The sequence below is a fragment of the Aliivibrio sp. S3MY1 genome (assembly GCF_028765575.1).
In the GTDB taxonomy this organism is placed as follows: domain Bacteria; phylum Pseudomonadota; class Gammaproteobacteria; order Enterobacterales; family Vibrionaceae; genus Aliivibrio.
The window spans coordinates 1-603 of the sequence record NZ_JARACO010000111.1; the positions used below are offsets into that span (position 1 = coordinate 1).

Genomic DNA, 603 nt, shown 5'->3' on the forward strand with positions numbered 1-603 from the left:
GGCGTTATATGCAGTATCAGGTTCAAAATAGATCGCTATGTGACCCAATTCTTGCTAGTTGTAGTTGCTCACCAAATATACGATAAATGAGAACTAAGTCTGGTTTTATATGGCAGTCGCGAAAACCACTCCAATTTCCTGTTAAAGAATGGTCTACATTTTTAGGGTCTAATGTTTCATTTCTTTGTAATTTAGAGATGATATTGCCAACTTCGATGATATCGGAGATTGGCATTTTAGTTATCTTCTTAAAATCCTTTTTAAATTGGGTTGAGTATTCTAGGTTATACATTTGTCACTTTGCCTTCAGTGAGCTCAGAAAACATCTCATCTATAGAGTTAACTTTATGTCCTTTATTTTCAACAAGTTCTTTCATCGCAGCCGCAGAAACTTCATTTGGTTGCGGAACTCGTAGATCAAATGGAATACCACCATGGTTAATGACAGCTTTAGCAAACAGTTTAATTGCTTGTGATGTGCTTAGGCCAACTTCACCGCAGATGCTAGTGAAAGCAAGTTTAGTATCATGGTCTATGCGGGTACTTAGCATTTCATTTCTCATAATTACACCTTAATAAGTTACACATTGTAATACATAGTTG

The 603-nt window shown here is 36.0% G+C and carries 2 protein-coding genes; both read right to left on the reverse strand.

Annotation, left to right across the window (positions count from 1 at the left end; genetic code table 11):
• Positions 1-22 precede the first annotated feature (22 nt).
• A complete protein-coding gene (locus PVK62_RS17490) occupies positions 23-292 on the reverse strand; it encodes a type II toxin-antitoxin system YafQ family toxin (protein ID WP_122033201.1) in 270 nt (89 codons plus the stop codon).
• Entirely contained in the window at positions 285-563 is a 279-nt protein-coding gene (locus tag PVK62_RS17495) for a type II toxin-antitoxin system RelB/DinJ family antitoxin (RefSeq protein ID WP_017020218.1), read from the reverse strand. The genes PVK62_RS17490 and PVK62_RS17495 overlap by 8 nt, the downstream gene beginning before the upstream one ends.
• Positions 564-603 lie beyond the last annotated feature (40 nt).

What these genes read in the sequence shown, in the direction of transcription:
- PVK62_RS17490 (WP_122033201.1), bottom strand. Translation starts at nt 292, where the DNA reads ATGTATAACCTAGAATACTCAACCCAATTTAAAAAGGATTTTAAGAAG.
- PVK62_RS17495 (WP_017020218.1), bottom strand. Translation starts at nt 563, where the DNA reads ATGAGAAATGAAATGCTAAGTACCCGCATAGACCATGATACTAAACTT.